The sequence below is a fragment of the Hoeflea sp. genome, from assembly GCF_039975035.1.
Lineage (GTDB): Bacteria > Pseudomonadota > Alphaproteobacteria > Rhizobiales > Rhizobiaceae > Hoeflea.
Genome location: NZ_JBDWHW010000107.1, coordinates 1 through 17,666 on the forward strand (window position 1 = coordinate 1; position 17,666 = coordinate 17,666).

The following is a 17,666-nucleotide window of genomic DNA, read 5'->3' on the forward strand; positions in this document are numbered from 1 at the left end:
GATCCAGCAACGGCTTCAGCTGCGTGGTGTCGCCGGTTTCCTGACCTGTCAGACTATGGGCAATGATCTCGTCACTGTCTGCATCAACAGCCAGGTGCAGTTGCGCCAGCCACGCCTGGACTTTGTCCCATGCTTTTCTTCCAGCCATTGACCGGTGCCATAAATCTTGAGCCCGGTGCTGTCGACCAGAACGTGAATGGGCCCGTTTGCCACATGCTGTCGGTCGTTGCCTCTGGCCGTTGGCTTCCAGGTTCTAGCCCTGCGGCTAAGCGTGGTGTGATCGGGCACAGGCAGATCCAGCGCCATCATATCAAGTACCGAACGCAAAAGCCCTTCGCTCTGGCGTAAACGCAGCCCAAACACCATGCCCAACGTCAATGTAGTTTCGATCGCCAGATCAGAGTAAAGCGGCTGGCCTCCCCTCGTCTTGCGTCGTGGAGCCGCCCAGCCGCTAAGCGCTTCCGGCGTTACCCAAAGGGTCAAACTACCGCGGCGGCGAAGGCCTGCCTCATACTCCGGCCAGTTCGTTACCTTGAACTTCATCTTGCCGATGTGATGGCGGCGGGCGGCGTTATGTTTGTGCGGCATGCTGGACCAATCATGCTATTTTCGATCCCCGCCGCATAGACGCCAAACGTTGAAATCTTATCCGCGCACCAATGCCTTACAGCGATCAATTTCCCGTTGATTTGACCACGACGGCAGCTTTACAGATCGCCGCGTCGGTTTGTTCCATATCGTCCTTCGTCAGGGCAAGGGACGGATAGATCTTGCCTGGAGACTTGAGGATGCCGCCCGCACGCAACGCCTTGTTGAAGGACGCGTTCCTGGCGGCATCCGCCTGCAAGACATCCCGATAGTTCCTGACTTGTGTGTCAGTAAAGACCACATCGAAGAGTGTCGGGTCGCCGACAATCTGATGGGCAACTCCGGCGTCGGCCAGATGTCTGCCAATTATGTCCATCAGGGTCCGCCCCGTTTGCCGCAGTGTCTCGTAGGCCCCCGGACGCCTCAATATCTCGAGCGTCTTGAGCCCGGCGATCGCTGCCACCGGATTGCCCGACAGCGTGCCCAACTGCATCAGGAATCCGTCCTGTCCGACCTTGGCCTTGTCGAAATGCGCCATGATGTCGGCGCGCCCGGCAATCGCGGCCAGCGGTAAACCGCCGCCGATGATTTTGCCAAGCGTACAGATGTCAGGCGTGACGCCGTAGAGCTCCTGCGCGCCGCCATAGGAAAACCGGAAGCCGGTTACGATTTCGTCGAAAATGAGCACGATGCCATGCTTATCGCATTCGGCTCGCAAGGCCTCGAGAAACCCTGGCGCAGGTGGGATAAGCCGCTGCAGCGGTTCAACGATGATGCCGGCGATCTGGCCGGAGTACTCCGAAATCAGCGAGCGGACGAAGTCGGCATCGTTGAACGGCGCCACCAGAACCCCGTCGCGCACGGCCTCGGGAATGCCTGCCGAATCCGGTACCGCTTGCGGGAAATTGACCAGCCGGGCGGGCGCCAGGCTCATCTGCGCTTCCGCCGACATGCCATGGTATCCGCCCTCGAACTTGAGGATCTTGTCGCGCCCGGTGAAGGCGCGCGCCAGCCGCATGGCGTACATGTCGGCCTCGCCGCCGGTGGAGACATAGCGCAATTTTTCGGCGCAGGGCACTGCGCGGCAGATCTCCTCGGCCAGTTCGATGCCGGCGGCGTTGTTGGCGAAAAAGGTCATGCCCCTGGGCAATTGTTCGAAGACGGCTTCCAGCACTTCGGGATGGCCATGGCCGAGGATCATCGGGCCCGAACCGATCAGGTAGTCGACATATTCCTTGCCATCCTCGTCCCAGACCCGGGAGCCGCGGCCCTCGCGGATGACGACCGAAGGATCGAAATTGCCGAATCCTCCGGCCGGCAGCACGGCTTGCGCCCGGGCGATCCAGTCCGACTGGCTTGATTGGACATGCATGATCTGGCTCCTAATCGAAAGTTGCGGCCGGCGCGCCGAGAACCGAAATGTCCGGCTCGACGCCCAGGCCGTTGCCGGCCGGCGGCGAGATGCGGCCGTCGCGACGTACCGGCGCATTGGTGTCCAGCCGCGGCGTCACATAGGACGAAAGATCGCAGACGTTGAGCAGCGATCCCGGCGCTGTTGCGGCACCTAGATGCAGGGCCGCGGCGGTGACGATGTCCGATCCCCAGGTACACTCGACGCACATTTTTGCGCCCAGGTGCAGGCACAGGTCGCGCGCCCGGCGCAGCGCGCTCAATCCTCCGAATTTCGACAATTTCAGCGCCACTGCATCCATGCAGCCAAGCTCCCAGGCCCTGAGCAGCGATCCGGTGTCATGGACCAACTCATCGAGTTTCATCGGCAGTCCGGTCGCGGTCTTGACCGCGGCGCAGTCTTCCAGCGTCGCGCAGGGTTGTTCCAGCATGATGTCGAAGCCGGACAGTGCCTTGCCGACGCGGATGGCGTCGAGCCTGTTGGCGCCGCAATTCCAGTCGCCATAGACGATCGGGCCGGCGCCCACCGCTTCGCGCACCAGCCGCAGCCGGGCTATGTCTGCCTCGTTGTCACTGTCCGCGCCAAGCTTGGCCTGGAACTGGCGGATGCCTGACTTGAAGGCGTCCCGAGCCATGCGCGCCATGTCCTCCGGTGCGACACAGGTGATGGAATGATAGAGCGGCAGGGTTTGGGACCGGCGGCCGCCGAAAAGCGTATAAAGCGGCGCGCCTAGCGCCTTGCCGAAGAGGTCCCACAGCGCGATGTCGATGGCCGATTTGGCGTAGACATGCCCCGGCAGCCAGGCATCGAGCCGCGCCATTGTCGCTTCCGGACTGTCAAATTCGTGGCCGATGACCTGACCTGTCATCTCCTCGATAGCTGGAGCAACGCCGCCGGCATAGGCGGGTAGATAGTGCGGGATAGGGCAGACCTCGCCCCAGCCCGACAGACCGCTGGCGGTGTCGATGCGGATTACCACGCTCTCGACCGTGTCACAGGTCTTGCCGCCGGCCATGTGATAGGTTTCCAGGCTGGTCAGCGGTAGGTGCCACACCGACATTCCGGTTATTTTCATTGCCTGACCTCATAACATGCGCAAGGTTCGCCCAGCAGGGTTTCGTCGGGTCGAACGCCGAGCCCGGGAGTAGAGGGCGGGGTCGCGAAACCGTCGATATTGCGGGCGCCCTGACCCGGAACCGGATCGACCGCCAGGTGGTAGTGGCACAGCCAGCTCGCCAGCCGGTTCGCATCCGGCGTCGAACTGGCAAGATGGATCGCCGCAGTATCCGCCATGGCCGATCCGCCAACATCCTCGATATGCATCTGCCAGCCGACCGAGACACCGAAGTCCCGGATCTGCCTCGCCTTGGTGAGCCCGCCAACCCGGTTGGGCTTGACCTTGACGCCTTCGCCGGCGCCTAGCTTCCAGGCGTTGAGATGGTCCTGGAATCCGTGCAGGCACTCATCCAGCATGATCGGATTTCTGACCCGCACGGCGACATGGGCGCATTGCTCCAGGGTCTCGCAGGGCTGCTCGATCCAGTCGCGCGCGGAGACCGAATTGAGCACCTGGACCGCCACGCCCGGCGTCCAGGCGCGGTTGACGTCGAAGGTGATCTTCTCGTTAGCAGGCAACGCGGCAGAAAGCGCCTCAATGCGGGCGATGTCGGCGCTGATGTCGGCGCCGCCGATCTTGGCGGAATGGGTGCGGTATCCTTTCGCCGACGCCGCGCGGATCAAGGCGATCATCTGTTCCGGCGTGCTGGTCGGGATCGACGAATTGACCGCCACCGGGTTCGCATCCGCGCCGCCCAACAGCTTCCACAGCGGCAGTCCCGACGCCTGGCCGAGAATGTCCCAGCAGGCGATGTCGAGAGCCGACTTGACGTAAAGATGCCCCGGCAGGGTCACATCCATTACCCGGTTGACACGGTCAAGCGCACGCGGATCCAGCCCGATCAGCGCCGGGGCGAGGATCTCCAGGCCTGCGCGCACCCCGGGACCGTGCGCGGGCAGGTAGGTATGCCCCCAGGGACAGGCCTCGCCCCAACCGGAGAGGCCCTCGTCGGTGTCGACGCGCACGAAGCTTGTGTCGAGTTGTTCGAATGTCAACCGGCCACCCGACAGCGCATAAGTCTCGATAAGCGGCAGCGTCATCCGCCAGACGCTGATGCGGGTGATCTTCATCCCTCACCCATCGTCACGGCTATGTTGCCGAAGTGTTTTTTCGCGATGAAGGTCTCTTGGGCCAATGGCAGTTTCGCCAACGGGAAGGTCTGCGCCAGCAACGGCTTGACTTCGCCGCGCTCGATGTAACCTACCAGATCCGGGAACACCCTGGACGAGGTGGCTGTGGAGCCGAAGAAGCTTAAATCGCGAAGATAAAGCGTGCGCAGATCGAGCGCCACCATCGGCCCGGCAATGGCACCCGATGTGGCGTAACGACCGCCACGGGCCAGAACGTCGATGAGCTTCGGCCAGTAGGGGCCACCGACGATGTCGGCGACAACCGTGACCGTCTCGTGGCCGGTCGCTTCTTTCAGAACTGCCTTGAGGTCTTCCGGTGCGCGGTCGATGATGGCAAAGGGACCCAGTCTTGCCACATCGCCATGTTTGGCGGCGCTCGCCATGGCGATGGTCCGGGCACCGCGGCGATTGGCGAGTTGCACCAGCGCGCCGCCGACGCCGCCTGACGCACCGGTTATCAGCACGGTGTCCGCCGCACCGACGCCAGCACGATTGAGCAGGTTTTCAGCGGTTGTGTAGGAACAGGATAATGTCGCCAGTTCCGCATCCGACAGGCTACTGTCGATGGCGGCAACATTGCGGTGGTCGATCACCGCGTAGTCGGCAAAGCCGCCATTGCATTCCGAGCCGAAATAGCCCGGGATATCGATCGCATCTGGGTCCGACCAGTCCCTGAGCCAGCAATCGGCGATCACCCGCTTGCCGATGAGCGAAGGATCGGCCGTCGCGCCGCAGGCGACGACTGTGCCGCAGATGTCGGCGCCCTGAATGCGCGGGAAGCTGATCGGCGCCCCGCCCCAGGTTGGGTCTTCGTCGCTGATAGTCTGATAGGCGCCGCCGGTGGTCGCTTCGCTGACGGCCTTTGAATACCAGCCGGAACGGGTGTTCACGTCGGTGTTGTTGAGCCCGCAGGCATGAACCCTGATCAGAACCTGGTTCGGGGCTGGGCTTGGCGTCGGCCAGTCCGTGCGGAACTCATACTTGTCGAGGCCGCCATGCCCGGTCAGCACCATCGCCCGCATTGTATCGGGGGCTACACTCATTCTGCTGCCTCGCGAGTCGGTGCATCGGCGCGCGGCAGTTTGCTCTCTGGATCGTAGGCCGCATCGCCAAGCACCTTTGCCGGACGCCATGTCTCGTTCATGAACACCTCGAGCCCGGTTCCGGCTGACGCGGCGTGCGGTTTGATATAGGCGAAGGCCAGCACCTTGCCGACCGTGTGGCCGTAGGCCACGGAAGCAGTCGAGCCAACAACCGCGCCATCCATTCGCACCGCCTCGCCGCCATTGCCGTCCCAGTCGCCTTGCGGCTCTATTTCAAGGTAGGCGCAAATCCAGGACAGCGGTTTTTCAAGGGCGGCAAGCGTCGCTTCACGGCCAAGGAATTCACCCTTGTCGGTTTTGACAAATCGCATCACATCGGCCTCGGGAAGGGTGACCTCATTGGTGAGTTCACCAGCACCCTTGAAGCCCTTTTCCATCCGCATCGCGTTCATGGCGAAGGAGCCGTAATCAGCGATCCCGTGCTTTTCACCCGCTGCCCAAAGCGCGTCATAGACGGCCAGCAGGTGCGCGCGGGGGCCGTGGATTTCCCAGCCGAGTTCCCCGCCATAGGAGACCCGCAAGGCCCACATCGGATGACCGGCAATCTCGATCTCCTGCGCCGATAGCCAGCGGAACGCTGCGTTGTCGAGCCGCGCGTCGGTGCAGGCGGCAAGAATCTCGCGTGCCTTCGGCCCCTGCAGGGCGATCGCCGCCCAATCGGAGGAGCGATTGATGATCTGCACATCTGCGTCGTTGCGATTGAACGTGAGATGATCAGTCAGCCTTTGCTCAAAGAACGCCGCGCAAACCAGATAGAAACGGTCTGCCGCCATCCGCACGACGGTGGTCTCCAGCTCGATCCTGCCCCGGCGGTTGAGCATATGGGTCAACGCTATGCCGCCTATTCTCTGCGGCAGCTTGTTGGCCACCAGCCGGTCGATCAACACTTCGGCGTCCGGCCCGGACACCTCAACCTTGGTAAAGGCGGAGATGTCCATCAGGCCGGCTCGCTGTCGCACCGCCTGGCTTTCGAACGCCACCATCTCATGCACCGGCGTGCGCCTGAAGCCGTAATGATCGCGTTGTTCGATTCCATCCCGGGCAAACCAGCGCGGCCGCTCATGGCCATAGACTTCCTCGAACACCGCACCTTTGGATTTGAACCGCTCATATAGTGGCGACGGCTTGACCGGACGTCCGTCGAGCCGGTTGAAATGCGGAAACGGGATCTCGTGGCGAAGGCAATAATCCTCCTTGGCCTTGACCACTTGCCACTCCTTGGTGGCATAGGGTCCGAAGCGGCGCGGATCGAACTCGCGCATCGAAATATCGGCAGCGCCATGCACCATCCAGCGCGCCAGTTCGCGGGTCAGGCCGGGCCCCCAGCCAATGCCGATCTGGGTACCGCAGCAGCACCAGTAATTTTTCGCGTTCGCCACCGGACCGATCAGCGGACTGCCGTCGGGCGGGTGGGAGATCGCACCATGTACTTCGCGTTTGATGCCGAGGTCTGCGAAAATCGGCATCCGCTCTATGGCATTTTCCAGCCACGGCATGATCCGGTCGTAATCGGCTTCAAACAGTTCGTTCTCCGCCTCCCAGGGGCAGGCGTCGAGCCAGATAGCATTCGGATTGGTTTTCTCGTAAATGCCGATCAGTCCGGATTTTTGCTCCATCCGGATGTAGCCGGAAACGTGTTTGTCGTCGCGGATCACCGGCAGTTCCCGGTCCAGGTCGCGGAACTCCGGCACTGTGTCGGTGACCAGATAATGGTGGGTCATTGAGGTCGCGGGAACCAGAATGTTGGACCAGTCGCCGATCTGCCGGGCATAGGTGCCGCCGGCATTGACAACGTGTTCGCAAACGATGTCTCCCTTCTCGGTCGAGACCTTCCATTCGCCGGTCGGCAACTGTTTGATGTCGGTGGCGCGGCAGCGACGGATGATCCGCGCGCCCAATTGCCGCGCGCCGGTGGCCAGCGCCTGGGTGATGCCGGAAGGATCGGCATGGCCATCGTCAGGCGTGTGCAGCGCGCCAATGACCCCGTCGAGATTGTAGAACGGATGCAGCGCCCGCACCTGATCCGGGCCAACCAGTTCGATGTTGAAGCCCAGCGCCCGGCCGACGCCCAAAGTCTGGCGCAGCCAGTCCATCTCGTCTTCGGTATAGGCGAGGCGGAACGAGCCGCAGCCGTGCCAGGTGACAGATTGCCCGGTCTCGGCTTCAAGCTTTCCTGCATAGAGGCCGACATTGTAGTCGACGCATTTGCCCAGTCCAAAGCTGGACGTCGAATGGGTGATCTGTCCCGCCGCATGCCAGGTCGAACCGGACGTGAGTTCCGATTTTTCCAGCAGCACGACATCGGTCCAGCCCTCATGGGCGAGATGATAGGCGAGCCCGCAGCCCATGATGCCGCCACCGACAATGACAACCCGTGCGGTGCTGGGAAAAGTTTCGGCCATGGCTCACCTGCTTTCGATTTTCGTTGGACAAGCTAAACAAACAAACGTACTATCGTCAACTATGAATAATACATTTGTACCAAACTCACTATCCAGTGCACCGCAAGCCGTTCTCGACGCGCTGGCCGGCCAACTTGACGACATGACCCCGGAACTGCGCAAGGCGGCTGCCTTCGTGCTGGAAAACCCCAATGAGGTGGGCGTTTCCTCAATCCGCGAGATTGCCGAGGCAGCCAATGTCAAACCCAACACCTTCGTGCGCATGGCGCGCTCCGTTGGATTTGGCGGCTATGATGATTTCCGTGAGCCGTTCCGCGAGGAAATCCGTCAGGGCAGGGCCAGTTTCCCGGATCGTGCGCGCTGGCTGCAATCGCTGTCCAAGGGTGGAAAGCTCGACGCGCTCTATGCCGATATGGTCAGTTCCGCGATTTCCAATATTGAGGACAGTTTCGCCAATATCGATGTCGGCACACTGAAACAGGCCGCCGAAACGGTCTGGGCCGCGCGGCGGGTCTTCACACTGGGTGTCGGCGTCAATTCCTCCAATGCCAGCAATTTCACCTATCTCGCCTCCACCGGCATGGTCGAGTTTTTCGCCATTCCGAAGCCTGGCAGCGTCGCTACCGACGATCTCGCCTGGGCCGATTCACGCGACGTACTGATCGCGATTACCTGCAAGCCCTATCGGCGCGAAGTAGTCGAGGCCGTGCGTATCGCCCGCGAGCAGGGGGTCAAGGTGATCGGTGTCTCAGACAGTGCCGCATCGCCAATCATCATCGGATCCGATTTCGGTTTCGTCGTCAGCGTCGACACGCCGCAATTCTTTCCGTCCTCGGTATCGACCATCGCCTTTCTGGAAACGCTGCTGTCCTTTGTCATCGCATCGGCCACGCCTGAAATCGTCGAGCGGGTCGAACAGTTCCACCGCCGGCGTCATGAGCTTGGCATCTACAACGAAACTCCGGAGCGCTAATGTGAACGACCTTGTTGCACCTGCCGTCCCGATCCGTTCCCTCGACGCCCGCTTCTATACCGATCCGGAGGTATTCAAAGTCGAGCAAAAAGGGCTGCTGGCCCGCACATGGCAATTCGCCGGCCATGCGTCGATGGTTGAGAAGCCGGGTGATTACTTCACCTTCAGCATTGCCGGCGAGAACCTGTTCTGCATCCGCGGCCGTGATGGCGAGCTGCGCGGGTTCTACAATGTCTGCCAGCATCGCGCCCATGAGCTGGTCTCGGGCGAAGGCAATGCGCGGCTGCTGGTTTGCCCCTACCATGCCTGGAGCTACGAGCTGACTGGCGAGCTGCGCTCCGGTCCGAACATCAAGTCCGTTGCCGGCCTGAACCGCTCCGAGATATGTCTGGAACCGGTAAAGCTCGAAAATTTTCATGGCTTCATCTTTGCCAACCTTGATGCGAACGCCAAGCCAATGGACGAATGGTTTCCGCAAGTGCGGGAGGAACTTGCCGGTTTTGTCCCCCATATAGATCGGCTCAAGCCTTTGGAGTGGGTCGAGATCCCAGAGGCCTGCAACTGGAAGGTCACGGTGGAGAACTATTCGGAATGCTATCACTGTTCGCTCAACCACCCGACCTTCGCCTCGGGTGTGATCAAGCCGCAAACCTATGACATCCAGCCGCAGGGCCATTGCCTGCGCCACACCACCCAGTGCGCCAATCTCGACCGCATGAGCTACGCCATCGATCTTGAGAGCAATCCGCATGCGGGCGATTATTCCTCGTGGTTCCTGTGGCCGATGTTCTCGTTCCAGGTCTATCCGGGCAACATCCTCAACACCTATCACTGGCGCGCGGTGGACGCCGATCATGTCGTGGTCTGGCGTGGCTGGTACACGATTGATGGCGTTGATTCCGACGTGGTGCGCCGGCTTGCGATCCAGGACCGCGCCACCACCGTGGAAGAGGACATTCATCTGGTGGAATCGGTACAGCGTGGCATGAAAAGCCGTGGTTACAAGCCCGGCCCTCTGGTGCTCGATCCGAAATGCGGGCTGAATTCGGAACATTCGGTCCTGACCCTGCAACGATGGATGCGTGAGGTCTCCGATGGCTGAACCGATTGCCGGTTACTGGCAAAACTACATTGATGGCCAGTTCGTGGATGGCAGCGCAGGCCGGCTTGTCGTCGATGATCCTGCAACCGGTGGAGCTTTGGCTGAGCAGGCGCTGGCCGATGCGGGCGATGTCGACCGGGCGGTTGCCGCCGCCCGCAGGTGCCATCTAAGCGGTTCCTTATCCTCGCTACGCCCTGTTGAACGGGGCCGCATGGTGCAGGCGATGGGTGATTACCTGCTCGCCCATATTGACGAAATCGCGCCGGTCCTGACGCTGGAAAGCGGCAAGCCCTTGTGGGAATCCCGCATCGAAATTGAAGGCGCGGCGCGCTATTTCGAATATTACGGCCATCAGGCTGAAACCGTCGAAGGCCGGTCGATCCCGCTGGGCGATGGTTATTTTGATTTCACCGTGCATGAGCCTTATGGCGTCTCGGCGCAGATCATCCCCTGGAACTATCCACTGGAGATGACCGCGCGGTCACTGTCGGCAGCCTTGGCGACCGGCAATGCTTGTGTGGTCAAGACCCCGGAACTCGATCCGCTGAGCAGCAGTTACATTGCCCGCGCAGCGGAGGCCGCCGGTCTTCCCAAAGGCGCGCTCAACATTATTTGCGGCCATGGTCACGAGGCTGGCGCGGCGCTTTCGTCGCATCCGGGCGTCGACCAGATCGTCTTCACGGGTTCGGTCGCCACCGGGACAGCAATCGCAAGGGCGGCTGCGGGCAATGTGGTGCCCTGCATTCTCGAACTTGGCGGCAAGTCCGGAGCCATTGTTCATGCTGACGCGGATATCGAGGATCTGGTCTCCAATGTGCGCTGGGGGATTTTCTTCAATGCCGGACAGGTCTGTTCGGCGATGTCGCGCCTGATCGTGCATGAGAGCATCCATGACGAGGTGGTCGATGCGGTCAGCGCGATGGCGAAATCGCTTTCGGTAGGACCCGGAATCGAACGTCCGGCTTTCGGCGCCAACATGGGCGCAATGGTATCGGCAAGGCAGCGCGACCGGGCCGCATCAATGTGCGCCGAGGCGCAACGATCGGGTGCTCGCGCGGTCACCGGCGGGCATGCGATGAACCGGCCTGGCTGGTTTCTTGAGCCAACGATCTTTGACCGGGTGACGCCGGATACGGAGATTGCCCGCGAGGAGATTTTCGGCCCGGTCCTGTCCGTGCTTAGCTTCAAGCGGGACGACGAGGCCATCGCCATCGCCAACGGCACCGACTATGGTCTCGTCGGCGGCGTCTTCACCCGTGACCTCGACCGCGCCACACGGGTGGCGCGGCGCATGCGGGCCGGCCAGATTTTCGTCAATGAATGGTATGCCGGTGGCGTCGAAACCCCTTTCGGCGGCTATGGCAAATCGGGCTATGGACGCGAAAAGGGCCGCGAGGCGTTGTGGAACTACGTTCAAACCAAAAACATCGCAATCAGATTGGGTGCATGATCATGACCGGCAGCTTTGACGAAGACCTGTTTCTCAAGGGGCTGGAGCGCCGCAAGGCGACGCTTGGCGCCGAGTATGTCGAAAAGAACCTTGCCGCTGCCGACGAGTTCACCCGGCCGTTTCAGGAAGCGATGACCGCATGGTGCTGGGGCTTTGGCTGGGGCGATGACGTGATCGACGCAAAGACCCGCTCGATGATGAACCTCGCCATGATCGGCGCCTTGGGCAAGATGGCGGAATGGGAGACCCATTGCCGTGGTGCGATTACCAATGGCGTCAGCAAGGAAGAGATCCGCGCGATCATCCATATTGTCGGCATCTATTGCGGCGTGCCGCAGGCGCTGGAATGTTTTCGCGTTGCCAAAAAGGTTCTGGAAGAAAACGGCAAGCTGTAGCCGGTGACAAGAGGTGCGGCAAATCCTTCAAGTCCTTCGAATTTGCCTGCCCCGGACGCTTTTCATTGATAGTCCAAGGCCATAGATATGCCTTAGCAGGCTGCTGAAAAACGCTCTGGTTTTTTGCTCTGATCCTGATTCAATCCTGCTGTCTATATTGGCTATGGATTGATGCGATGCGTGGGTCGGATGATCGGTCTTCTCAACTTTTCTGCTATGTCGATCTGGAGGCGCGGGTGCCGAAAAGGCACCCGCTTCGGGCGATGCGCGACCTGGTAAACCCGGCGCTGATAGTGCTTCGATCTTCTGTTGGGAGCGGGAAAAAGTGGGGGTAAGAACCTTCAGGTAATCGAGTCCTTTTCTGGAAAGGGCACTCGGTGATGGGACAATTGAGGATGAAGGTCTGGGTTGAGGTTATCGGCACCGATGGCGTTCCGCAGCGTCGAGAAATTGCAACCGTCGACCGCAGTGTCGACGGAGTGGGTTTCGACCCGCTCGGCCTTTCCCTGGCAGAAGGCAAGGCGATACAGTGCCGTCTGCAAGAGGAGCTCACGCAGTTTCAGGCGGATCAAGCCAGTAGGCAGGATAGGAAATGTCACGACTGTGGCCGCCTTCACGGGGTTCATGACTATCGGTCACGTACGGTCCATTCGCTCTTTGGTATTTGTCGCCTGCGGGTGCCTCGGTTCCGCAGCTGTACCTGCGGAAAGCCGGCAAAGGCAAACTCCGGAAACATCGAGACCTTGTTGAAGGGCAGAGTGACGCCGGAATTGGAGCGCGTACTAGCTGAGCTCGGTTCGCGCCTGTCGTTTCGTGAAGCAGCACGTGTACTCGACCTTTTTGTACCGGCCGCGCGGTCACACAATCATCGAACCGTCGTCAACCGGCTCGCCAAGGTGGCCAATCAGATTCAAAAATGGGATGCTGCGAGCCCCTATCGCATGAGCCGGGCCGGCGGATCCTCCATTTCCGTCTTCATTGATGGCGCCTATATCCGTGCAGTTCCCGGATATCAGAGCCGGCATTTTGAAATCGCCATGGGACGCGTTGTTTCACCGGGGCGGCTACCGCGTCAGTTCGCGGTCGCACCGCATGTGGCTACCGGCAAGCACGATGCGGTTCGTGCCGCAATGCGGGCGCAAGGATGGCTGCCTGGCCGCGACGTCACTGTTTTCAGCGACGGAGACGTCGGGCTGCAAAGCATCGTGCTCAGTGCAACAAGGGAGCCCGTGACGCATATTCTTGACTGATTCCATCTGTCGATGCGGCTCCGGCACATCGAGCAGACGTGGCAACGCCTCAGGCATATCGGCGATCTGAACATCTACCTTCGAGATGTTGCGGTTGATGTGCCGAGGCTTCGCCATCTGCTTTGGAGCGGCTACGTCAGGGAGGCGACGAGAGCCGTGAAGAATATGCTCTACCAGTTAGAGCAGCACGCCACACTTCGAGACGCCAACCAAAAGCTCAAGCGATTGTCCGTATTGATCAGCAATCTCCGGTCCTACCTGATCCAGAACACAACGTCGATTGTCGACTACTGCCATCGATATTGGTCGGGTCAGCCGATATCGAGTTCTCCGGCCGAAAGCGCGGCATGGCCAGTATTGCCAAACTCGTCGCTACTCTACGCGACGACGATGATACCCGCCTTCCATCAGCAGCTCGATTTGCACTCCTGGAGATGGCCGAGCAGATCGAGGAACTGACGGCTCGTATAGAAGCGCTCGACACGAAGATCATGACGGCAGTGAAGGCTGACGAAACCGCTAGGCGGCTCACAAGCATCCCAGGCGTCGGTCCGATCATAGCAGCGACTGTACGGGCAACAATCCAGGATCCCGCAGCCTTCCGGACAGGCCGCGATCTGGCGGCCTGGATCGGGATTACGCCGAGGGCCCACTCTAGCGGCGGCAAGGAGCGGCTTGGAAGAATATCGAAGCGAGGCAACAAGCAGTTGCGAACACTGCTAATCGTTGGTGCGACATCGATTCTTAAGCTGGCTCGTCGTGGCGTGAAGCTGCCCGCCTGGGTCCTCTCCCAAATCGCGCGGCGGCCATACAAGGTCGCGGCTGTAGCACTGGCCAACAAGATGGCGCGCACAATTTGGGCGCTCCTTGTCAAGGGCGGCACCTACCAAGCGCCGGCGATCATGGGGAGAGCATAGAACACAAGGAATTCTGGCGCTTCGGCTCCGGAATGAAGTGGCAAGGTGCCAAAAGCGTGATGAACCCGAGGGACGATAACCTCGATACCGATAAGATCGGCTTCCTCAATGCGCCATCAAGCGCGTCAAAGTGATTAGGCAATCGGGATCGCGGATATCATCGTGGCCAGCGGTCAAATGACCGCGCCAACAGGCCGGACATATGACTGCACCGTCCGACGGAGATTTACGCAAAGAATACCTTGCCAACCGGGCCGTTCCACATATGAGGAAGAACCCACCTTATTGCCAAGCGACACCTCAGCCTCGCGCGCCGCCATCAACAAGGTGTGGTTGATCGTCTGCCAAAGCCCGCTGTCGCGCCAAACGTAGAAATAGTGCTGCACGGTGGTCATCGGCGGGAACAGGCTTGGTGGCAGCATCCGCCAGGCAATCCCGCCGCGTAGAACATAGAGCATCGCCTCGACGATCTGCCGGTAGCTCCACTTCGCAGGACGTCCGCGTGCTTTGCGTGGCGGTAATAGAGGCTCGATCAGCGCCCATTCAGCATCTGTCAAATCGCTTGGCAGACGGCAATGCTTTCGGGCATGTTGTGCCCGGGTGATATCAGTCCACATCGTTGTATCCATGGTTGGCTTCGCAACCTCATGAATCACAACCAACTGATATCGCTCAACTTCTTTTTCGGTCAGGCTCTAACCGTCTTCGATATTCAGGAGTTTGATCAGTTGCTGGCGTTCTATCAAGGCAATTTTCGTCGCCTCAGGGGTAGCCGCTGCGACTGCGTTAATGACGCATTCGGCGACCGCGAAGAAACTTGTAATTGAGTTTGAAATGAAACTACTTTGGTGAGACACAAAAATTGCTGACTTGGAAAACTTCACCAAGGGAGAGTTAGCACGGTCGGTGATGGCGATCACCTCAAGGCCATTCTCTGCTGCAATCTGCGCGACATTGATGACTTGTGTTGAGTAAGGCGCAACGCTTGCAACTATGCAAACATCTTCGCGGCTCATTGCGCCAAGCTCTTCTGCGATGCCGAGCGAATTCGCATCAAGCACCGACACATCGGAGCGGATGAGTCTTAACCCGTATGCCAAAAATGCGGCCAGTGAATGAAACTGACGAATCCCAAAGACTGTCACCCGCCCTGCATTTGCAATCAGGTTGATGGCGTTCTCGAAACTTTCGGGATCAAAGGTTTCGATAAACCGGTCAATATTGGCCTGGTTTTCATGGCAGAGTTGAGCGGCACGCTGCTTTGTTGACTGGTCACTACTGTTCAACGCGGTTTGCGCTTGCCTGAGGTAAAATGCCCCGGGCTGCGGTGTGCGGGTAACAAACAGCGCCTTCTGGAACGCGCCGAAATTGTTATACCCAAGGTTCCGGGCCAAGCGGGTAATGGTTGAGGGGTTGGTCCCGACTTTCTCTGCAAGTGTCGTGATTGACAAAAGATCGGGACTGCCCTGGAGGTCAAGAATTTGACCCAATGCTTTGCGGGCCTTGGGTCCAAGAATGACATCCGTCTCACCACGGGTAATGTCGACCAGAAGTGTGCGAAGACCTTCGAGGGATGTAGGCGGCACCTTAGGCATGTTCTGTTTGACTTTGGTAGGCCGGGACTGAGTGCTTTTCGTCATAGATACTCCAATCGACCCCTGATTCTGAAACACTGAAGATGCAAGTGGCCAGGGTGTTTTCATGATCAGGGTCGGCTGGGTCGTCCCGCCGGATCGGTAAACCTGTTATCGCGATGTCACGCAGTATGCCCAGATCGGTTATTTCTGGCCGTGAGGCAAGCTCAGTGCCCCGGATTTGCCGATCCGACGAAGATTGCGTGATGACCTGTTCGAAATGAGGCAGGTGTAAAGCATGATTTGCATGAACACCCGGCTGTGTTATTTGCCGCACCGATGATCGACCGGCGCCGTATTCGATACTCAGCAATCGAGGATCCCCTACCTGGGCAACCGAAAAGTGAAACCCACCGCAATTCGGGTTATCCGACAGGGTTGAGACCACCTCATCCAACGACTCGCAGCTTAAAACCGCACGTCCGAGCACCATGCGTGGGATCTCAGGCATGCATCCGCGTAGGCGCAGGTTGTTCACTGTTTTTACAATGCCTGCGTCGTTCCAGCCAAAGGTATGCCCCGGAAGAGAGCCAGGATAGCAAAAGGACCGGAAATCCACGCAGTTGTCGGTGTGGGTGTCCAGTATGAAACAGGACCCACGAAAAAACGGCAGGCCATCTTCGTTGTGCGCAAGGTGGATGGTCGGTCCGGGCCGTTGAACGGTTGTGCATCCATCTGGGACTGATGCCAGAATGTCGCCTCTGCAATTCCAGGCGAAAACGCTGCTTCTGGGTAAATCGAGGCCATCTGCCATACCTTTGAGCTCTTCCCAAATGGCTGGGAAGCGCTGTCTGGCATTTTCCATTAGGCGGGTGACAGTTGCGGCGTAACGGTCATCTGTAACCGTCGCCCAGATTTGTGAGTGCACGAGATGCTTGTGCACAGCGGCTCTGCCCTGCGCACCCAATGCCTGACCGATCTCAAAGGGCGAGCCAACAGCCTTAAGCCAGCCAATCGGGTTTGCGTCAATCAACATGGTTCAGGAAGTCTTTCATGCGTGGGTTGGGTGGCGAGTCGATGACCTCGCGTGGATCACCATCCACAGCGATTTTTCCATGTTCCATGAAGATCAACCGGGTGCCGACCTGCTTGGCAAAACTCATCTCGTGCGTGACCACGACCATGGTCATGCCTTCCTGTGCAAGTTGAAGCATTACGTTCAACACTTCATGTTTGAGTTCGGGATCGAGCGCCGAAGTAGGTTCATCGAACAACATGACTTTGGGTTTTACTGCCAGCGCGCGTGCTATCGCTACCCGCTGCTGCTGTCCACCCGACAGCTCAGACGGATAGTGGTCACCCTTGTCCGAAAGCCCGACTTTTGCCAATAATTCCTGTGCCTGAGTCAGCGCTTCAGCCTTATTCGTGCCTCGCACCTTGCGTGGGCCCAGCGCCACATTTTGCAGCGCGGTCATTTGTGGAAACAGATTGAATTGCTGAAATACCATTCCGGCTTCTTGACGGATTTCCCGCTGCTGCGCCTTGCCACCCTTAACCGACAGTCCGTCAACAATCAGGTCGCCGGCTGTGATCATTTCAAGGCAATTGATGCACCGCAGCAAAGTGGATTTCCCCGACCCCGACGGGCCAACCAGGACCACCACTTCGCCTTGGTCTATCGCCAGATCAACATCTTGCAAAACAATCAGCGATCCAAATGATTTCAAGGTTTTCCGAAATTCAATAAAGCTCATAGGATCCTCATCCGCCTTTCGATGATGCGCAGCGCAATTGTCATGGTTCCGGTCAGTATCAGGTAACAAATCGCAACAGCGGTCCAGATTTCGACAGCACGGAAATTGGCGGCCATGATTTCCTGGCCCGTGCGGGTCAATTCACCCACGCCGATCACAATAAAAAGCGATGTATCTTTAAGACTAACAATGAACTGATTGCCCAGCGGCGGGATCAAGCGACGAAAGGCCAGCGGACCAATGATGTAAAGAAGAACCTTCCAATGAGGCATCCCGATGGCAAGCCCGGCCTCGGTCAACCCCTTGGAGATGGACAGGAATGCGCCACGCACGATTTCCGCGATATACGCCCCTGCGTTCACCACAATCGCCAGAACGGCAGCCGACATCGGATCAATTCTGATATCCGCCAGAACCGGCAAGGCAAAGTAGAGGAACATCACTTGAACCACGATCGGGGTGCCCCGGATCAATTCAATATAGGTAAACGCCACGGCGTT

13 protein-coding genes and 5 pseudogenes are annotated in these 17,666 nt (G+C 59.3%); 7 read left to right on the forward strand and 11 right to left on the reverse strand.

Going from position 1 to position 17,666, the window contains the following annotated elements:
• The 6 genes and pseudogenes from ABJN75_RS09200 to ABJN75_RS09225 all read right to left on the reverse strand — a co-directional run.
• A pseudogene (locus ABJN75_RS09200) lies at positions 1-588 on the reverse strand (IS5 family transposase); the annotation flags it as partial.
• An 85-nt stretch (positions 589-673) separates the two neighbouring features.
• The gene (locus tag ABJN75_RS09205; protein WP_348438959.1) at positions 674-1,960 is read right to left on the reverse strand and encodes an aminotransferase class III-fold pyridoxal phosphate-dependent enzyme; all 1,287 of its coding nucleotides are present in this window, start codon (positions 1,958-1,960) and stop codon (positions 674-676) included.
• Positions 1,961-1,970: 10 nt separating this feature from the next.
• On the reverse strand, positions 1,971-3,074 hold the full coding sequence (locus ABJN75_RS09210; protein WP_348438961.1) for a mandelate racemase/muconate lactonizing enzyme family protein: 1,104 nt from the start codon (positions 3,072-3,074) through the stop codon (positions 1,971-1,973).
• Positions 3,071-4,186, reverse strand: coding sequence for a mandelate racemase/muconate lactonizing enzyme family protein (locus ABJN75_RS09215; protein ID WP_348438963.1), 1,116 nt, complete (start codon positions 4,184-4,186; stop codon positions 3,071-3,073). Before ABJN75_RS09215 ends, ABJN75_RS09210 begins: the two co-directional genes overlap by 4 nt.
• Positions 4,183-5,289 (reverse strand): alcohol dehydrogenase family protein, encoded by a 1,107-nt coding sequence (locus ABJN75_RS09220; RefSeq protein ID WP_348438965.1) that lies wholly within the window; start codon positions 5,287-5,289, stop codon positions 4,183-4,185. The genes ABJN75_RS09215 and ABJN75_RS09220 overlap by 4 nt, the downstream gene beginning before the upstream one ends.
• Positions 5,286-7,751, reverse strand: a complete 2,466-nt coding sequence (locus ABJN75_RS09225) for an FAD-dependent oxidoreductase (RefSeq protein ID WP_348438967.1) — start codon at positions 7,749-7,751, stop codon at positions 5,286-5,288. The genes ABJN75_RS09220 and ABJN75_RS09225 overlap by 4 nt, the downstream gene beginning before the upstream one ends.
• 61 nt (positions 7,752-7,812) lie before the next feature.
• Between ABJN75_RS09225 and ABJN75_RS09230 the strand changes: the two genes are divergently transcribed.
• From ABJN75_RS09230 to ABJN75_RS09260, 7 genes and pseudogenes are all read left to right on the forward strand, one after another.
• Positions 7,813-8,724 (forward strand): MurR/RpiR family transcriptional regulator, encoded by a 912-nt coding sequence (locus ABJN75_RS09230; protein ID WP_348438969.1) that lies wholly within the window; start codon positions 7,813-7,815, stop codon positions 8,722-8,724.
• A gap of 1 nt (position 8,725) precedes the next feature.
• Positions 8,726-9,826: an aromatic ring-hydroxylating dioxygenase subunit alpha gene (locus ABJN75_RS09235; RefSeq protein ID WP_348438971.1), complete on the forward strand. Its 1,101-nt coding sequence runs from the start codon at positions 8,726-8,728 to the stop codon at positions 9,824-9,826.
• A complete protein-coding gene (locus ABJN75_RS09240) occupies positions 9,819-11,276 on the forward strand; it encodes an aldehyde dehydrogenase family protein (RefSeq protein ID WP_348438973.1) in 1,458 nt (485 codons plus the stop codon). The genes ABJN75_RS09235 and ABJN75_RS09240 overlap by 8 nt, the downstream gene beginning before the upstream one ends.
• Positions 11,277-11,278: 2 nt before the next feature.
• Entirely contained in the window at positions 11,279-11,671 is a 393-nt protein-coding gene (locus ABJN75_RS09245) for a carboxymuconolactone decarboxylase family protein (RefSeq protein ID WP_348438975.1), read from the forward strand.
• A 176-nt stretch (positions 11,672-11,847) separates the two neighbouring features.
• Positions 11,848-11,961: pseudogene (locus ABJN75_RS09250) on the forward strand (IS5/IS1182 family transposase); the annotation flags it as partial.
• Between the two features lie 87 nt (positions 11,962-12,048).
• Positions 12,049-13,380: pseudogene (locus ABJN75_RS09255) on the forward strand (ISKra4 family transposase).
• Positions 13,266-13,838, forward strand: a pseudogene (locus tag ABJN75_RS09260) (IS110 family transposase); the annotation flags it as partial. The pseudogenes ABJN75_RS09255 and ABJN75_RS09260, both read left to right, overlap by 115 nt.
• A 302-nt stretch (positions 13,839-14,140) precedes the next feature.
• Here the strand turns inward: ABJN75_RS09260 and ABJN75_RS09265 are convergent.
• The 5 genes and pseudogenes from ABJN75_RS09265 to ABJN75_RS09285 form a co-directional block, all read right to left on the reverse strand.
• Positions 14,141-14,455: pseudogene (locus tag ABJN75_RS09265) on the reverse strand (transposase); the annotation flags it as partial.
• A 78-nt stretch (positions 14,456-14,533) separates the two neighbouring features.
• The gene (locus ABJN75_RS09270) at positions 14,534-15,478 is read right to left on the reverse strand and encodes a MurR/RpiR family transcriptional regulator (protein ID WP_348438977.1); all 945 of its coding nucleotides are present in this window, start codon (positions 15,476-15,478) and stop codon (positions 14,534-14,536) included.
• The gene (locus tag ABJN75_RS09275; RefSeq protein WP_348438979.1) at positions 15,426-16,448 is read right to left on the reverse strand and encodes a C45 family peptidase; all 1,023 of its coding nucleotides are present in this window, start codon (positions 16,446-16,448) and stop codon (positions 15,426-15,428) included. The genes ABJN75_RS09270 and ABJN75_RS09275 overlap by 53 nt, the downstream gene beginning before the upstream one ends.
• A complete protein-coding gene (gene glnQ / locus ABJN75_RS09280; RefSeq protein ID WP_348438981.1) occupies positions 16,438-17,166 on the reverse strand; it encodes a glutamine ABC transporter ATP-binding protein GlnQ in 729 nt (242 codons plus the stop codon). Before glnQ ends, ABJN75_RS09275 begins: the two co-directional genes overlap by 11 nt.
• On the reverse strand, positions 17,163-17,666 hold a 504-nt coding region (locus ABJN75_RS09285; protein ID WP_348438983.1), incomplete at its 5' end, for an ABC transporter permease subunit. The genes ABJN75_RS09285 and glnQ, both read right to left, overlap by 4 nt.

Excerpts from the sequence above, each read along its gene's own strand:
- ABJN75_RS09205 (WP_348438959.1), bottom strand. The coding sequence starts at position 1,960 with ATGCATGTCCAATCAAGCCAGTCGGACTGGATCGCCCGGGCGCAAGCC.
- ABJN75_RS09210 (WP_348438961.1), bottom strand. The coding sequence starts at position 3,074 with ATGAAAATAACCGGAATGTCGGTGTGGCACCTACCGCTGACCAGCCTG.
- ABJN75_RS09215 (WP_348438963.1), bottom strand. The coding sequence starts at position 4,186 with ATGAAGATCACCCGCATCAGCGTCTGGCGGATGACGCTGCCGCTTATC.
- ABJN75_RS09220 (WP_348438965.1), bottom strand. The coding sequence starts at position 5,289 with ATGAGTGTAGCCCCCGATACAATGCGGGCGATGGTGCTGACCGGGCAT.
- ABJN75_RS09225 (WP_348438967.1), bottom strand. The coding sequence starts at position 7,751 with ATGGCCGAAACTTTTCCCAGCACCGCACGGGTTGTCATTGTCGGTGGC.
- ABJN75_RS09230 (WP_348438969.1), top strand. The coding sequence starts at position 7,813 with ATGAATAATACATTTGTACCAAACTCACTATCCAGTGCACCGCAAGCC.
- ABJN75_RS09240 (WP_348438973.1), top strand. The coding sequence starts at position 9,819 with ATGGCTGAACCGATTGCCGGTTACTGGCAAAACTACATTGATGGCCAG.
- ABJN75_RS09245 (WP_348438975.1), top strand. The coding sequence starts at position 11,279 with ATGACCGGCAGCTTTGACGAAGACCTGTTTCTCAAGGGGCTGGAGCGC.
- ABJN75_RS09270 (WP_348438977.1), bottom strand. The coding sequence starts at position 15,478 with ATGACGAAAAGCACTCAGTCCCGGCCTACCAAAGTCAAACAGAACATG.
- ABJN75_RS09275 (WP_348438979.1), bottom strand. The coding sequence starts at position 16,448 with ATGTTGATTGACGCAAACCCGATTGGCTGGCTTAAGGCTGTTGGCTCG.
- glnQ (WP_348438981.1), bottom strand. The coding sequence starts at position 17,166 with ATGAGCTTTATTGAATTTCGGAAAACCTTGAAATCATTTGGATCGCTG.